This window comes from Methylocaldum marinum, from assembly GCF_003584645.1.
Taxonomy (GTDB): Bacteria; Pseudomonadota; Gammaproteobacteria; order Methylococcales; family Methylococcaceae; genus Methylocaldum; species Methylocaldum marinum.
This window is the reverse complement of sequence record NZ_AP017928.1, coordinates 866,224-881,416: the sequence shown is the minus strand read 5'-3', so window position 1 is coordinate 881,416 and position 15,193 is coordinate 866,224. Positions and strand designations below refer to the sequence as shown.

General features: G+C 59.0%; 11 protein-coding genes. 8 read left to right on the top strand and 3 right to left on the bottom strand.

Translation table 11 applies throughout. The features are described 5' to 3' along the window. Positions 1-4: 4 nt before the first annotated feature. Both sS8_RS03880 and sS8_RS03875 read right to left on the bottom strand, forming a co-directional pair. A complete protein-coding gene (locus sS8_RS03880) occupies positions 5-2,383 on the bottom strand; it encodes a serine/threonine-protein kinase (protein ID WP_119628506.1) in 2,379 nt (792 codons plus the stop codon). Positions 2,384-2,777: 394 nt separating this feature from the next. Further along, positions 2,778-4,202 carry an O-linked N-acetylglucosamine transferase, SPINDLY family protein gene (locus sS8_RS03875; protein WP_119628505.1) on the bottom strand — a complete coding sequence of 475 codons (1,425 nt, stop codon included), beginning with the start codon at positions 4,200-4,202 and terminating at the stop codon, positions 2,778-2,780. 741 nt (positions 4,203-4,943) lie between these two features. Between sS8_RS03875 and sS8_RS03870 the strand changes: the two genes are divergently transcribed. Together sS8_RS03870 and sS8_RS03865 are read left to right on the top strand one after the other, a co-directional pair. After that, positions 4,944-6,203, top strand: a complete 1,260-nt coding sequence (locus tag sS8_RS03870; protein WP_119628504.1) for a DEAD/DEAH box helicase — start codon at positions 4,944-4,946, stop codon at positions 6,201-6,203. Positions 6,204-6,567: 364 nt separating this feature from the next. Further along, positions 6,568-6,867, top strand: a complete 300-nt coding sequence (locus tag sS8_RS03865) for an RNA recognition motif domain-containing protein (RefSeq protein WP_119628503.1) — start codon at positions 6,568-6,570, stop codon at positions 6,865-6,867. A 170-nt stretch (positions 6,868-7,037) separates the two neighbouring features. Here sS8_RS03865 and sS8_RS03860 read toward each other — a convergent pair whose 3' ends face one another. Continuing rightward, positions 7,038-7,997, bottom strand: a complete 960-nt coding sequence (locus sS8_RS03860; RefSeq protein WP_170160940.1) for a dienelactone hydrolase family protein — start codon at positions 7,995-7,997, stop codon at positions 7,038-7,040. A gap of 127 nt (positions 7,998-8,124) precedes the next feature. Here sS8_RS03860 and sS8_RS03855 point away from each other — a divergent pair, with 127 nt between their 5' ends. The 6 genes from sS8_RS03855 (at position 8,125) to sS8_RS03825 (ending at position 15,116) form a co-directional block, all read left to right on the top strand. Then, complete coding sequence (locus tag sS8_RS03855; RefSeq protein WP_119628501.1) at positions 8,125-8,820, top strand: hypothetical protein; 696 nt, start codon at positions 8,125-8,127, stop codon at positions 8,818-8,820. Further along, a complete protein-coding gene (locus tag sS8_RS03850) occupies positions 8,808-9,581 on the top strand; it encodes a tetratricopeptide repeat protein (protein ID WP_145986402.1) in 774 nt (257 codons plus the stop codon). The genes sS8_RS03855 and sS8_RS03850 overlap by 13 nt, the downstream gene beginning before the upstream one ends. A 374-nt stretch (positions 9,582-9,955) precedes the next feature. Next, positions 9,956-10,243, top strand: a complete 288-nt coding sequence (locus sS8_RS03845; protein WP_119632606.1) for an NHLP leader peptide family RiPP precursor — start codon at positions 9,956-9,958, stop codon at positions 10,241-10,243. A 1,391-nt stretch (positions 10,244-11,634) separates the two neighbouring features. Next, positions 11,635-12,279, top strand: a complete 645-nt coding sequence (locus sS8_RS03840; RefSeq protein ID WP_119628499.1) for a PEP-CTERM sorting domain-containing protein — start codon at positions 11,635-11,637, stop codon at positions 12,277-12,279. A gap of 1,128 nt (positions 12,280-13,407) precedes the next feature. Next, entirely contained in the window at positions 13,408-14,178 is a 771-nt protein-coding gene (locus tag sS8_RS03830) for a sugar transferase (RefSeq protein WP_119628497.1), read from the top strand. Then, on the top strand, positions 14,175-15,116 hold the full coding sequence (locus tag sS8_RS03825; RefSeq protein WP_170160939.1) for a glycosyltransferase family 2 protein: 942 nt from the start codon (positions 14,175-14,177) through the stop codon (positions 15,114-15,116). The genes sS8_RS03830 and sS8_RS03825 overlap by 4 nt, the downstream gene beginning before the upstream one ends. Positions 15,117-15,193 lie beyond the last annotated feature (77 nt).

The window sequence follows — 15,193 nt, the reverse complement described above, 5'->3', positions numbered from 1 at the left end:
GCGCTTATCGAGGCTTGCGCACGACTGTGAAGTAAGACCTCGTTGAATCGTTACTATCGCCGGCGCGCACGTTGTGCTCGACGGTATATTTACCGGGTTTCATGTAGCCGGGGACGGCCAGATCGGTCGCAGCCGAGTTGATGCCCGCCGTGGCCAGCTTAAGATCGGAGCCCTCCCGGCCGATGCGTTTGCCGCCGGCTTTCAGCACCCAGGTGATTTCCACCATCGTATCCCGGACTCCGGGGGGAAGCGTCACGTTGTAGGTGGTCACGAACTCCACCGTATCACCCGGACCAACCTGAGCGGGAATGGCCGCGGCACTCTGGATCTTGACAGCCGCCTGATCCGCCGGCTGATGCGGTCGTTCAGACGTTTCCGCATTCTCGGCGCGGGCTTCGGTCGCCTCGGCCTGTTCCGACTGCTCGGCCTTGGCCTGGCGCGAGATCAGCCGGCGCCGGAGGATGCGCACGTCCTTGACGTCGCCCAGCGCTTCCTCGGCTTGATCGATGTACGCCTTGGCCTGATTCCATTCTTTTCGCTTGAGGGCGCGCCACGCCAGGTTGATCGTGCGTTGCGCCTCTTTACTGACGGATGCCTTCTCCTCGGCCGCCGCTTTCTTGTCATCGGGCGGGGTATCCTGAGTATTCTCCGCACTCGACGCTTGCGCGGCTTCGGCCCCGGAGTTCCTCCCTTCGGCTTCTGCCCGGCGCGTATTGAGCTCCTGGCGTAGGGTTTCCGCTTCCGGCAGGACGATCACGACCTGGTCGATACGCGTCTCCGCCTGCGCCCAGTCTTCCCGCGCCATGGCTTCGCGCGCCGGCTCGGCGAAGCGGTCGATGATCTCCCGAATGCCTTGCCTGGCTTGCGGCTGGTCCGGATCGAGCTCGAGCACCGAACGGAATTTGACCAGCGCATTATTGTCCTTGGGGCTGATCAGACGACCCGCTCGGATGTCCTCGCCGGCCTGGCCCAAGAGTTCGAATATCGTGTCCGCCTGGGCCTCCCGGCTACCCTGCGAATCTTCCGGGGCCTGTGTATCCGCCGCGCCGGCGGATTCGGCGGGCGCGATCTCATGAGCCGCAGCTGCCGTCGATTGATCGCCGGTGCCGGCATCGTCCCGGCTCGGGCTTGGTTCGGCACCTGATGATGTCTCCAGCTGCACGCGCTCGCCGATGAGGCCTCGGTTCAACCAGACCAGTCCCGCCACGGCGATCAGCACAAGCGAGGAAATCGCCAAAACTTGCGAACGGCGGCTACCTGTAGTCCGCCGCCGCGGCGGGGCGGCGATCGGTTCAGCCGCCGGCACGCTTTCCGGCTGCGGCTGCGGCTGCGGCTGCGGCTGCGGCTGTGGCTGCGGCTGTGGCTGCGGCTGTGGCTGCGGCTGTGGCTGCGGCTGTGGTTGAGGTTGTGGTTGAGGTTGTGGTTGAGGTTGTGGCTGCTGTGGCTCCGGATCCGGCCGCATCGGCTCATCCTCGACGGGTAGTTCGGGCGCCAGGGAAAATTCCCGACGCCATGCTGCGATGCATTGCGGACGCTTCGGCGGGTTCAGGCTGAGTGCGTGGTCGATCGCGCGGAGCAGGCCTTCGCTGTAGCGGGGTCCGCCAACCTGCCTGGCGGGGACGAAAGTATCCTTGGAGGCCAGGATGACGCTCTGGCTGCGTTCCAGCGCATCGGGCGGGGCAATGCCGGCAATGCTACGGTAAAGCGTCGCCCCGAGGCCGTAAATATCTGTCCAGGGCCCCAACTGATCGCTTTTTCCGTAGTACTGTTCTATGGCCGCGTAACCGGGCGAGAGCATGCTCGGGAGAGTCTGGGTCTTTTCCCCCAGGGACTGGCGCGCGGCTCCGAAGTCCAGCAGCACGGGACTCCCGCCCTTGCGCAGCAGGATATTTGCCGGCGTGACGTCGCAATGGACGAAACCGGCGTCATGGACTTTCTCCAGTCCGTTCAGGACAGGAATCAGGAATCTGAAGAGTTCGCCATGCTCCAGGGTTCTACGGCGTTCGAGCACGGCTTCCAGGCTTTCGCCCTCCTCGTAGCTCATCACTATGTAAGCGGTATTGTTCGAGACGAATACGTTGAGCACCCGCACGATATTGGGATGCTCCACCTTCGCCAGCATGCGCGCTTCGTCGATGAAAAGTTCCAATCCCGCGAGATACTGCTCACTGCAATCCTCCATGGCGGGCCGGACCAGGGCGGCACCCTCTCGAAGCGCAAGCTTTACCGGGAGGTATTCCTTGATGGCGACATGGCGGTCGAGAATCGAATCGTGGGCGAGGTAGGTAACTCCGAAGTCACCGTGACCCAAAACGCGCTCTATCGAGAACCATTGAACCCGATAACCTGAATCGAGTGCTTTAGGGTGCATTTTCTGTGGCATAACAGTTGAGGACGAAAGCGGGGCTTAGCGGCTTTGTGCGCTGGCAGGGAAAAAACGATGGACGACGGGCGAATCGGGCTGCCCCCGGAACCGTAGAGCTTCACATTGTGCCGACCGGTTAACGATAAGGCAACCCAAATACGGCCGAGAATCCGTTGTGGCATGCGCGGCTTCGTTGTAGCCGGATCGGATCAAGCCGGGAGATGAGAGGGCAAATCAAGAAACCGCCGCCTCCGGTGCGACACCGGCCGCAGCCGAGGCCGTCCCGCCGTCACGCGCATCGCAACGCGTGCAGGGATCAGGGTTGGGTTCTCCATTAGAGCGGGGCTCCCTTCTTCCCGCGGATTTCCCCGATGCGGGTTCAGACATTCGGCGGCAGCACATGCGCCGGAATTTACGACTCTTCGCACTCCGACAGCTCAATCTCTTCCTGAAGATCCAGCGGCTCGCCTTCCGGTTCGCGTATCCTTCCTATGGCCGCCGGCGGTTCTCCATCGCGGTACCGCTGCCAGATCGTTTCGAACAAGGCTTCCAGATCGCGCGTATAAGTCCGGATGTCGAACAGGGGCGTACTGAGCCGGTTCCCTGCGAGTTTGCGCTTGATCTCGGATAGCCGCGCAGGCCGGGTGGCCAGATCAAATGCAAGCTCATAATAGGCTTCGAGATCATCGGTAATCAGCTCCGGCAGGCCGATCGCGTGCAGCAGACTCCCCGCGACCCGCGACGGGAAGGTATCACCCGCACAGGTAACAAGAGGTACGCCTGCCCAAAGGGCATCGCTGGCGGTGGTGTGCGCGTTGTAGGGCAGCGTATCCAGCACCAGATCCGCGAGCCCCAGCCGGCCCAGGTGTTCGATTTGCGGTTTGTCGTCAGCAAAAACCAGCCGGTCCGGCGCGATACCGCGCCGACACGCTTCGTTCCTGAGATTGCCTTCCGCCAGTGCATTTTTGAGCAGCCAAAGCACGCTTCCGGGCACGTCGGCCAGCAGCCGGCACCAAACGTCGAAAACATCCGGAGTGATCTTGTAAGCCTGGTTGAAGCAGCAGAACACGAATCCCTCTTCTCCCAGCCCGGCCTCTGCCCGGGTCGGCCTTGCACCGATAGGGCCTTCGCGGCCGTGAGGTTGATAGCTGTCGGGCAAATAAGCGAACGCTTCGCTGTAGTCGTCCGCGCTGTCCGGCGGCGTCAGAAACCGATCGGTGATGATGTAATCGCAGAGATCGCCGCCCAGGGTGCCGGGATAGCCCAGATAATTGACCTGGATCGGTGCCGGCCGGAAGGCGAGAATGGCGGTGCGGGTAGCCTGGGTATAACCCTTCAGGTCGATGAGAATGTCGACCTCGTCCCCATGAATTGCCTGGGCGGCCTCGGACGTGGACAAGCCCTGGATATCGATAAAACGGTCGAAACTCTTCTTGAGGCGCTCGCGCATGCCCTTCCCATCGTCCGGGCCGTAAGAATACGCGAAGATCTCGAAACGCTCGCGGTCGTGGGATTCGAGCAGCTCCACCAGCAATAACGATGTAGCATGCGCGTGAAAATCGCAGGACAGATAGCCCAAACGAATTTTAGGCCTGGCCGAGACGCCGAACGTAAACGCCATGTCCAGCCGCTCCATCGCCGAAGCCTCTATGCGCGGCTTCATCCAGAGCTCGGCGCAAGCCCGCTGCTCGCTCGCGGTCATGCCGGGCAAAGACAGCAGGTGAAACGGCGAAATCTTGCCCGCCTGGTTTCCGGCCAGAGCGGTGCGGATCTTTCCGCGCCATTCGTCCAGACGCTCCCATTCGCACATGCTCCGGCTCAAGTCGTAAAATTTCATCGGGCTTTGGCTCTCGAACCGGCTTCAGGGTCGGCAAGACATGCGTTCGGTTGTCCGCTATGTTCTCTGATCGATCGGACACGGTCCCTTGCGGCCATCGGTACGTTTCGAAATCAAAATCACTCTTGGTGCGGTGGAAGTCTTGATCTGAGAATCGCGTCGGCATTCCGGGCAGGAATAGGCCTGTGTGTCCTGAAGAGCCTTGGAGGAATAGGAAAAGGATATTCGCCACGTGACTTCCACACGGAACACGCAGCCGCAAAACCCGCAGGTTTGCCGGAAATGACTGGCTGTGAGCGAAGGATCTGACTGTGTTGAACTCGTGGATAGCATCTCGACCTCTAACGTTCGGTTCGCCGCCTTCCCGCCCGCGGGGCATTTCCGAAGACCCTCCGAAAATTCGCGGCCGCCGGTCCGGACGGTACTCGTTTCCCACACAGTGCGCCTTAACCGGAAAGATGTCCAGCGCTTCGCGAAAAAAATTCGATTAGGCCTTTTCCAAAAAAGCGGTTATGCTGACGTCAGTTTGTCGCGGACGAAGACCGGACTTCGTCACGAGGATACGGAATTTCCCTCTCAGTCCATGCCCCCGAGGCACCTGTTAATTAATCCCGCCTCCTCCAGCAAACCGCACGTGGAACGTCCGTCTCGGACGGCCCTGTGGTCACCACAACCCAATCGCTCACGCTCACCCGGTACCGTGCGTTTAGCCCGGTAGGCCAGAGCCAGGAAACAAAGATAATGGTTTTTTCTTCCCTGGGCCTTTCCAAAGCCCTGCTGCGCGCCGTGGCCGAACAAGGCTACGCCGCTCCCACGCCGATTCAGGCACAGGCAATTCCCGCCGTGCTAGAAGGCCGCGATCTGCTCGCCGCGGCCCAGACTGGTACCGGCAAGACCGCTGCATTCACCCTGCCCTTGCTGCACCGGCTAACCGAAAAGCGTGCAACCACGCGGGCTCCGGATCACCGGGGACCGCGTGCGCTGGTGCTGGTGCCTACCCGCGAACTCGCCGCGCAGGTCAGCGAAAGCGTGCGCATCTACGGCCGCTACGCCGGCGTTCGAGCGGCAGTGGTCTTCGGCGGCGTCGGGCTTCAGCCGCAGGTGGCCGCTCTCCGCCGGGGGATCGATCTTCTGATTGCGACGCCGGGGCGCCTGCTGGATCTAGTCAGCCAAGGCCATGCGAATCTCTCAACCATCGAATTTCTCGTTTTGGACGAGGCCGACCGCATGCTCGACATGGGCTTCATTCATGACATCAGACGTATCCTCGGGCTGCTGCCGAAAGTCCGCCAGAACCTGCTGTTTTCCGCGACATTCTCCGAGGATATCCGGAAACTCGCCGCCGGGCTGCTGCACCGCCCTCTGAGCATCGAAGTGGCGCCGCGCAACGCCCCGGCCGAATTGGTCACACAATCGGTCTATCACGTGCCGAAAGCGGGCAAGCAGGTCCTGCTTTCTCATCTTCTCAGTAGCGGATGCTGGAGCCAGACCCTGGTATTCACCCGAACCAAGCACGGCGCCAACAAGCTGGCGGAGCAGCTCGGCAGGGACGGGTTTCGGGTCGCCGTGATCCACGGCAACAAGAGCCAGTCCGCGCGGACTCAGGCACTGGCCGACTTCAAGGCGGATCGGGTGCAGGTTCTGGTGGCCACCGATATCGCCGCCCGGGGACTGGACATTCAACAGCTACCCCACGTGGTTAATTACGAACTCCCGCAGGTTCCCGAAGATTACGTGCACCGGATCGGCCGTACCGGCCGCGCGGGCGCCGACGGCGCCGCGGTCTCCCTGGTCTGCCGGGACGAAGCACCGCAACTGAAGGGCATCGAACGTCTACTCGGTCGATCGCTGCCGGCCCAGCCGGTCCCCGAAGAAATTCTTGCGCGCGTAAAAACGGAACCCTCGCCGCCGCGTACGCCAGCCAAGCCCGCGCGGCGTTCGGACGCACGGGCGACGAGACGCCGCGACCCTGCAGGAGCCCCGCCCCGCCGTGCGCTCTGATACATCGCTCGTCCTCGCCGGTAAAACAGATCAGAGACCGAGAAGCCATGCCCGCGAGCCGGCGCGCCGACGAACGGGAGTTCGCCGGTGTCTTGGGAGCGAGATCGGCGGGGATGGGTCATGGACTCGATGCGGGACATTTTCAGCGGCGGCTGCCGCCGAATCGGGTTCGACGGAATGTAGGGCCGGTAGGCCCGTGCCGCGATCGCCGCCCACGATGGGCACGCCTTGCGCGGCAACTGACTTCGCCTCGACGCAGCGCGTCCCGATGGGCGAAGCGGCGGCAGAGGCGCCGTAAACGGCTGATCGATCGGATCGGCAGCCAATGTTTTGATATTTCTTTTCCCTATTTTAGGAGTCGTTTATGAGTAAGAAACTGTATGTCGGCAATCTGAGCTATTCCATCAGCAGCAACGACCTGGAACAAATTTTCGCCGCGCATGGCGCGGTAAGCTCGGCGAACGTCATCACCGACCGCGAGACCGGCCGTTCCAAGGGCTTCGGCTTTGTCGAAATGAGCAACGATCAGGAGGCTCAGGCCGCCATTACCGCCCTGCACGGCAAAGATGTCGAGGGACGCAGCCTGACCGTCAACGAAGCCCGTCCGCGTGAGGAACGTTCCGGCGGCGGCCGCAGCGGTTTCGGCGGCGGCCGCCGTTTCTAGATCCAGTCCGTACGGAGGCTTGCCCTCCTCTCGCCTTACAAGTCTCAGGTATCACAATGGCCGATGGAGGCAAGCCCTACATCGGCCCGCCTGCCTTTGCAGGCATCGGGCGGACCACCCCGCGACACCTGGAGCTCTAGATCAGAGTTTCTTTTACGGACAAGCCGTGTTCACTTCAGCAGCGCATCGAGGAAGCTGAGCGATTCGAGGTCATAGACACATTCCGCCCGAGCATCCGCGGGATGACCCGGCTCCGGACAGGGTTCAGCAGGAAAGCCGGTCTGATGCGGATAATCGAAACCGTGGTGGGCATCCGGCATGACCGCCAGCGTCACCTCGTTGCCGTTGGCTTTGCCGGCACCGTAGACGGTCTTGGCCCGATCCACCCGCATTCCGCAGTGGTAGCGGATATCGGGAAGCGGGTTTAGATCAAAGGTATCGGTTTCCTTGACGTAAGCGGCATCGTAGAGCTTGTCATGGCTGCCGTGATTGATCCGCACCGGAGCGTAAGGGCGCCAATACGAATAGGACGTGCCGTTGAAAGCCCAAGTGTTTTTGCCGTATTTGAAGCCGCAGCCGGAATAGAATGCGACCGCCCCCTTGAACGGCTTGGTGCTCGCCTCCGTTCTCAGCGTTTTGCTGTCGATGGGCGTGGCGCCCATGGCAACCATTGCGGCGGTAGCCCCCTGCGACCATCCCATTAGGCCGATCTTGCCGGGCTTGATGTCGCTGCGTGCCGCCAGCCAGGCGCGAGCCGCTTCCGCATCGCCCGGCCGCACCGTATTCTCGCTGACGCCTTGATCGTATTCCCAGCCGCACTGGTTCTGCCAGGTTCTCTCCGTCTGGTCCGGTGGTTTCCGCGCGGTATAGCTGTCTACCGCGACGGCGATATAACCGGCCTCGGCGAGCCGCCGTCCCCATTTGTCCAGGTATTGCTCAACCCTGGGCTGCTGGGTAACGGAGTCGGCTTCGTGGGGAATGCCGTTCCGCCACATGCCGCTGCACCCGTGCAACATCACAACGGCCGGCCTCTGCGCGGTAATACTGTCGTCGTAAAGGATCACTCCGGGGAGCTTCAGGCTGTCCCGCGGAATCCTCACCTCTTGGACGATCACTTCTGCCGATGCCATCTGATGAGCTAATGCGAACATCACGAGCTTCGAGGCCAAACGGCCGAAGCTATCGGTAACTCATTGAGGTAAGCCCCCGGCAAAGCCGGGGGCTTACCTCAATGAGTCAGGAGAGATCGCCGCCGAGTTGGGCCGCCACTTCGAAGAGGGGCGTGATTTCGCCAGAGCCCTGCGCTATCTGCACCAGGCCGCCGATCAGTCGGCGGCACGCTTCGCCAATCGCGAAGCTCTCGACTATCTCGGCCGAGCCCTCGCGTGGGTGGACCGGCTGCCGGCGGAAGAGCGGGTCGACGCGCGTTTGGCGCTGTTGCAGCAACGCGCCCTCGTTCACCGCGCTCTGAACGATTGGCCGAGCGTGGTGGAGGATCTTGATAGCCTAGCTGCCCTGGCCCGCGCCGAAGGCCGATTGGAGCAGGAAGTCGGGGGTCTGATTTTCTTGTGCCTCACGCTGATGTTATACGATTCTGCGCGCTTTCTCGTAACCATGGAACAGGCCGTAGAACGAAGCAAGGCGGTTGCCGATGAGGGTCTTAAGGCATACGCGGAAGCTCAACGGGTCTATTTTCACCTCGAAATGGGCGTCTGGCCGGGGGATCGGGAGCAGACAGCCCTCGTGCGCGCTATCGATGTGGCCCGGCGGGCGGGAAATTGGCCGACGCTGGCTCTATATCTCATGCTGTACACGGCCTTGGAATTGTATCGGTCCGATTACCGCACTGCATTGGCTGCGGCGCGAGAGTACTCGCAGCTCGGCCGCGAGCTGGGCGATGGTTTTCATTGCGCAGCCGGTGATGTTTCCAAGGCTTGGCCTTGCTGCATCTAGGCGAGTGGGGCGAACTGAGAAAGCTCCTGGCGGAAGGTTTGCGCGCCGCCGAGCAAAACGCCAGTCCTTTCGTCCAGACCTTGCTCCAGTTGCTGGCGGCGTGGCTGCACCTGGAGGCCCTGGACTTTCAAGGCGGACTGGCATTGTGCGAACGAGCGCAACCGCGGCTCGGTGATCCCCATGCCGTCATTTTCCGACCGATCCTGCTCGGACGGGCACACTTGGGGCTGGGGCAATATGACGAGGCCGCGCGCTGCTTCGCCGAAATCACCTCCGCTATGGAAGCGGGCGTTTTGATCCATCGGCGTTTTGGCATGATGTTCCTCCACGGAGTCGGCGAATACTGGCTGGCGCAAGAAGAGACTGCGCGAGCGCGCACCGAAGCGGACAAGCTGTTCGAACTGGCCGGCCCGCCGGGCGAACGGGCCTATCTCGCACTCGGCCATCGGCTGCTCACGGAGATCGCCATGGCGGAGCATGCCTGGGAGGAAGCGCTGGCGCATCTGTCGCGCGCGCTCGCCATCGTCGATGCCGAAGACGCGGAACTCCCGCTGGCGGCCTGGCGGGTGTATGCCCTCGCGGGAGATGTCAACCAGCGCTTGGATTGCCACGAGGAAGCACGCCGCTATTGGGCGCAATCCGCGGCTATCATCCATCAACTTGCGGATTCCCTGGGCGAGGACGATGAAGAAGCCCTGACTTTGCGCGCCGCGCTGCTTAATGCCGAGCCCATGAAAAGAAGACTCCGATATGCGCCGTAATCGGCTCAAAGATTTGTCTGCCGGTTGCCGAATACCGGAAGCCGGCATTCCAAAATCCTTTCCCAATCATGACCTTTCGGCCGGATGCCCGATTACCGATCGGGTATTCGCGGTGAAAGGCTTACCAATTCCTTACCGCTGCCTAACGACTTCGAGCGCAGTCATCCAGTAATCTGCCAACCGTCCCGTTCAGGTTGGCTTACGGCTAAATTCACCGCGAGCCATAACCAGCGGGCGTGTTGCGACGAGAGATTCACGGCTGCCTCTTGAGCCAAGGGAGCTTTAAAAAGGTCTCGCCGCCGAGCGAACTCCCGATTCCGGTTTGTTTCCGGATCGCAAGATGTTTGGAACCATTCATTCTCAAGGAGAAAATCATGTCCATATCCGCCACCTCCGAATTGCAGGCCGTCTGGCGCAGCGTTGTCGCTCGGACCTGGAGCGACGACACCTTCAAGCGGCGCCTGTTAGACAACCCGAACGACGTTATGCGGGAATCCGGTCTAGCCCTGCCCGACGGCGTGAACTTCGTCGTGGTCGAAGACGAACCCTCCCGCATCCATCTCGTGTTGCCGGTCCGGCCCGAGCTCCAAACGAGTGAGCTTCGATCAAGCGATGCCGATACCGAGGTACAGCAGCTCGCGGGCGGTATGATGCTGGAGTGAGCCTTGGCGCGGCCCGGCAGGCAGGCGCACGCGCGGCAGAGTTTCATCGGCCGTTTGCCGGCATTGGGAAGGTCACCGTTATGAGACCCTACCCGGCCTGATGGTCCACAGCAACGACACGTCTTCGGCGCGGCGCCGATTCGCCGTATTTGTCCCTATTATCTATCGCTACTTGCAAGGTAAGTCATGACTAAAACCGCACAACCAATGATTCAGCTCGAACCCAACGGGGTCGCGCCCATGCTCAGCTACAAGGTACCTGAAGCGATTTCGCACAGTGGCCGCAATTTCATCGACCTGCGAATTCCGGACAGCTGCTTCATCAAACTCCCGCGGATTCCAAGCCGCCTTCCGCGCGCGCAGAAACCAGTGCGGTTTCAGCGCCGGCGTTTGATTTATCCAATGGGGTGCTTAGGCCCAACGACGCCAGCCCCGAGCAAATCAAAACCGCTCTGAAATGCGCGATAGCGGCGGCAAACACGTACTACCGCTCTGCGGCTAGTACGTGATTTCTACCGCACGAGACCGGGCAGGCGGAGGGGCTTGTCCATGTGCGCGTTCGTTCTGCGTCCGACCGTTCCCGACCGTGCAAAGGGCTCGCAAACCCAGCTCCACAATGACTCAAGGCTGCCTGGATCATCTCGCGATTGAGCTCTGCCCCCGCACGATTACCGCTCCGATCAAACATCCGCCTCTGCAACCACGCGGGGAATCGCACTTCGCTCCGCTGCCGCTATGCTTCCTGTTCTTCTTCGTCAAACACTTTTGTTCGACCAAGAAGGCGTAGAGGCTCTCCCCTTTCCGGGGTAGGCTTGACCGTGGAGAAGAGACCATACGGTTGGTCGGAAGCGCCGGCTTGTTCACTTCGCCGAGGCCATGCATTTCCATGGAGGCGATGCGACATGAATCCGCTTAAGACGAACCCTCTCGGCATGTTGCCGCGCCCGGGCATCCCTGTTCTCCCATAATATCGGGTCGGCTTAATCGTACGTTGCCTTTCTTAACTTGGTGCGTCCGCACCGTTTCGGGCCGGAGTTGCGCCTTCACTCCTTGAAATTCCTCAAAATGCCCGACGCTTGTGTCAGCCAAAACTGTCAACTTTTTTTACGAAAGTCACTTATCTCCTGGTTACAAAAACTGCCGGCAATTCGTTGCGGAGATCGCCACGATAGGCTCCACCTCAGCTGAGGCTCCAATTTCCGGGATTCCTTCTAAACAGGTTGACCACTATGTCAGCCAAAACTGTCACCTTTTTTTACGAAAGTCACCTTCCTGTTACATTCCTAAATGCACAGATGTCATTTCTCATTGTTTTTTATACACGTTTTGTGATTGGCACTAACCGTGCTTATAGGGTCCCGTAGACGAGCCATCCAAATCTGAGGATACCCATGAAAACATTGAGTCTGAAGAGAATCTTCGTTGGTCTAATTGCAGCCGCAATTTTGGGGCTGGCGCCGCTGTCAGCCTCCGCCCTGGATATACGGGGCTTTGCAGACGATGCCGGCGACGTGACATGTGCTTTGGATCCTGCTTGCGCCCTGCTAAGAGGAGGAGTTTCCGGGGGCATGCTGGTCTTCAACAATAACGTGCTTGCCTATGCGGCCTTGGCCTTCGGCAGTGAAGAGGCGGAAAACATTTACTATTTGCCTCAGGATTTTGCCATCGATCCCAGTGCAGATACTCTGACATACTTGACGGAGGCGGACGGAACATTTAGCGACTTATTCGGAGTTATCGATTTTGGAACAGGTCCCGTATTGGGATTCATTTCCTCCCCCAACGCTACTTTCGATGGGCAGATCATTCCGGGCGGCATCCAAAAGACCATAGGCCCATCCTTAGGCTTGTTCATGGCGCCGGGCAGCGTTCCAACTATATTGTACGATGCGACCCAATACTTACATCCGGACTTTCGAGATTTAGGTATTACGGCGGCGTTCTTCTCCAATAATACTGTGCCCGAGCCCGGAGTCCTTGCACTTTTGGGCATAGGTTTCGCCTGCATGCACCGAAGATTGCGGCAGCGCGGTTGATGCCACGCTGCGTTCGGGCGGCATGACAAACGCGGCAGGCTACGCGGGGCATTCATTCCCGAAAAAGAGCGCCTTTGAACGAACCCAGACGTGATCGTGCATGGTCCTAACGGCAAACCGGCCTATCCGCTTCTCGCAGAGGCCATTATTGATCATTAATCGGGAGCTGAGGTGCTGTATGAACAAGGTAATAGCGATTACTTAAATTACATCTATACTTCCCAGATCGTTTTTTGAACCCAGGTAGTCCATTAGCATTTAGGGTCAACTCGAGACAGCCTGAATGCAAGTAGCAGGACGCGACGGATTTCTAATGGACGTCATTAGAGATGATGCTGCTTGTTCAATGAATTGAGGTGTTTCGATGACCCGCATTCTGCTTGCGGGAGTATGGTGTTCGATTGGTTTTTCCGAGCGTGGAGACACATTGCCGGGTGATTTGATGCTGCCGAGGTGCAGCTTCCCGAACCTAGGCTTTCTATCAGCGCTCGGAATCTTGATATCGCCACTCCCGAGATACAACAATCCACACTGCTTGCCACGGCAGGCAGTGCAGAAATTCTCCACCGCGACCCGCTGCTGTAGCGTCCTGCGCCGCGCCCACACGGAAACTACGCGGCTGCTCGAGCGCCTCGGCGGGCTGAAAGGCACACTGGTCCCGGGAAAAGTCCATTGCGGGCGCTCCTGCCTGGCCCGCTGGCTTACGCGGGTCAAGCCCGCCACGGATCCGTTGGCCCTCATCCGCCTGGTGAACCCACTTCGTCTGCACGCGACAATGCCCTTGCCCTCCGCTACAGGCCGAGCCGTTCTTCGCTATCGGGGATTCTCGGCGAAGGGCGCACGCCAGCGCAAGTCTCAGCCCTGGGAACTCATGAAGCCCTGCCGACGGGCGACGCCAAATTCACCCGCGCGACATAGCTTAGCGCTGCTCGATACCCCGGTTTCGATCGCTGCCGATTACTGCCGCCGCAATGGAGGCAAAGCTGTCCGCTGCTCTCCGAACTTCGCCGAACACGCAAACGGCTCAGCGGCCACCGGGCATAAGTTTCCCCGCCATTGGTGCTTCCGGGCTTGGCCGGAAGCCGACGAACAATCCTGCTTTAGATCTGTTTGTGAATTGGTATAAAAATGAATAAAAAATCTGCCGATGCGTCTAGCAAAATATTGGTTTGCGATTACGAAAGCGAAATTTCCGATAAGCTTCTCTCTAAAACAGACGAATCTCCTTGGGAAGCTCTTTTACGCAGGACTATCGACCTCGTGGTGTCATCGGCCGTACTTCTTTTATCCGCGCCGCTGATGCTCCTCATCGCCGTCATCATTCGGCTCGATTCTCCAGGCCCCGCTCTCTTCCGGCAAACCCGAATGACAAAAACCAGGCGCCGGGCGAAAAACCTGAGCGCAGTACTGGACGACCAGCGCCGACAACATATGGCAGGACGACCCTTTACGTTTGTGAAATTCCGGACCATGTACGTCGACGCCAAACAGCGGTTCCCGGAGTTATACGCCTATAACTATAGTGACGACGAGTTGGATACCTTTAAATTCAAAGTCCTCAACGATCCCAGAGTGACGCGAGTCGGCTCATGGCTAAGGCGCACGAGCTTGGACGAACTACCTAACTTTTGGAATGTTTTAAAAGGTGACATGACCCTGGTAGGACCACGTCCCGAAATACCCGAAATGAGCGACTACTACAGCGGGGAACAACTCACGAAATTCAATGTTAAAGCCGGCGTCACCGGACCGGCTCAAGTCGAAGGCCGCGGTGATCTCTCCTTCAAGGACACCGTGAATTATGATGTCGAATATGTTCATAAGCGCAGCCTCTGGCAGGACATAGCGATCCTCGCGAAAACAATCAAGGCCGTAATTATCGGGAAAGGCGCGTTTTGAATACTTTGAAAGTAGACATTAAACCACTGGAGCCGGGCACGGAAGCAGCTCTTTTCGACATTTCGATCATAATCGTTAACTACAACGGTGGCGATCTGGTATTGCGTTGCCTTCAGTCGATATTTACCACCTCTGCTGATTATACTTTCGAGCTTATCTTCATTGATAATGCATCCGCCGATGGCAGCCTGCAGAGGGTTAAAGAGTCCTTTCCAGGGGTACGCATCACTGAACTCCCCCGAAACCTGGGGCTCGCAGCCGCATTTAATCTCGGTTTAAAGCAGGCTACCGGACGTTACCTTTTATCGTTAGACAACGACACAAGGATATTGCCGGATGCTCTGTCTTCGCTCGTACGCTTTATGGACAACCATCCGCAGACCGGCGCGGTCGGAAGTCTGCTTCTGAATCCCGATATGAGCCCACAAAAGACTGCTCGTCTCAGGCCTTCTGCCATCAATGCCGTATTTGGGCGTCGCTCACTTATTACAAAGATTTGGCCGGGAAATCCCTGGTCTCGCAAATATCTGATGGAAAGCCGGTTGACGGGAAGTGACCCCTTTCAAGTCTGGTGGGTTTCAACCGCGGCTTTAATGGTTCGAAAAGAGGTTTATGAGCAGATTGGAGGCTTGGACGAGGATTTCTTTGTTTATTGGGTTGATGCCGATTGGTGTGAAAGAATAAACAAAGCCGGCTGGCAAATTTATGCAGTTCCCGATAGCAAAATCATCCATGATGAAAACCTCAAAGCCGGCCGCAGAGCGCGTAAAAACTACCGCATGCTTATTGATTTCCATCGAGGCGCCTATCTCTACTTCGTAAAGCATCACGCCAAGTCCCCTTATCATCCCAAGGGTCTGATTGCCCTGATCGGCTTGTCTTTGCGAGCTGCTTTCCTGATTTCCGTGGATTATCTGAAATATCTACCAAAGCGATAACGATGTCTCTTCTGCATCTGTACTCTCAGCATGCCCTGCGTTGCCAACGTCCCCCATATACAGACACGCGCACATTA